Source organism: Amycolatopsis rhizosphaerae (genome assembly GCF_007713715.1).
Classification (GTDB): domain Bacteria; phylum Actinomycetota; class Actinomycetes; order Mycobacteriales; family Pseudonocardiaceae; genus Amycolatopsis_E; species Amycolatopsis_E rhizosphaerae.
Window position 1 is genome coordinate 1 of record NZ_VJWX01000864.1, and the last position, 1,257, is coordinate 1,257.

At 64.2% G+C, this 1,257-nt stretch carries 2 protein-coding genes; both read right to left on the bottom strand.

Features of this window, described 5'->3' with window-relative positions:
* The coding region (gene cas7e, locus FNH05_RS37485; protein WP_144593556.1) for a type I-E CRISPR-associated protein Cas7/Cse4/CasC at positions 1-914 on the bottom strand (914 nt) is incomplete at its 3' end.
* A gap of 14 nt (positions 915-928) precedes the next feature.
* Positions 929-1,257: type I-E CRISPR-associated protein Cse2/CasB (gene casB, locus FNH05_RS37490; RefSeq protein WP_144593557.1), on the bottom strand; the 329-nt coding region annotated here is incomplete at its 5' end.

Here is a 1,257-nt window from a genome sequence, read left to right on the forward strand (position 1 = left end):
ACGACACCGAGCAGGGTGTGGGGCGGGGTGAGCGCCGCCATGGAGTTCTGTTTGCCGCTGGGGATGGCGTGGATGAAAGCGTGGAGCCACGCTCGTGCGGCCCGGCTGGCCAGGTCGGTGTCGCCGTCGAGGTTCTTGGTCAACTGGTCGAGGTCGAGGTTGGCGTAGCGGTAGTAGCAGGCGGCGTTGAAGTCGACATTGCCGATCATGTCAGCGCCCGCCTCGGCGTCGGGTTTGAGGTCGTCCACGGCGGTGTAGTAGTCGAACTCGTTGGCAACCGCGTGGGTAGAGATCGCGTGGGCGACCTGGGAAGCGGCGTCGACGTTGAAGTCCTTGTTGTCGGCGATCATCCGCCCGAACAGGGCGACATCAGCGACGCGGGTGGCGTCGAGGATGCGTTTGGCCTCGGCCAGGGTTTCCTTGTCGGGCTTGATCTTCTTTGCCTTCTCGACGGCCTTCTTCTCGGCATCGGCCTTCTTGGCTGCCGCAGCCTTCTGCTTCTCGGTGGCGACCTTGTGCAGGCTGTCCCAGTTGCGGTCACAGAAGTTGGCGAGCAGGTCGGAGGCCTGCTGACCGACAAACAGGAGATACTCGGTGAGCCGGGTGCCTGATTTCATGCCGAAGCCCAGAGCCAGCAGGCCCGCCTCTGTCACGCCGTCCACGTCGTCTTCGCTGCGGCCCCGCTTGTGCAGGGTTTTCGCGGCGTTCTCCAGTAGCCGTTTGGTGCGTACCCCGGTTTCCGACTCGTCGAGTCCATACCGGGTGAACAGGCCGCGGGCGGCTCGTTTGAGGCTCTGGCTGGAGATACGCCCGCGGGTGTATCCGCCGAAGGTAGCGGTCTTGGGCTGTCCGAGGTCGTCCCGGTTGAGGTTGCTGACGGGGAAGGACTGCAGGACGTGCAGTTCGATGATCACCTGTGTCTCCTATGTCAGGTCAGGGAAGTGTCGGCGGCAGTGGAAGTTGGCCGTTTTTCAGTCGGGCGGTAGTGGTATTCACGGGCCCACTCAAGGCGGACGCGGCGGCCGTCTTCGTCGGAGCTTCTCCGGCCGAGAACGGTCACGAGGTCGTCCAGTAGTCGGTCGTAGTCGATGATCGCGTTGGCGGTGTGCAGCAGTCGGACCGCTTGGCGAAGGTAGTAGGGCAGGCTGTTCCGGTCGGCGGCCAAAAGTTGCCGAAAGCGAGGGTCGACCGAAGCTCCGCGGGTCTCTGCCAGTTCCCGCATGGGCAGGCCGAGGGACCCCCACTCTTGTCTACGGG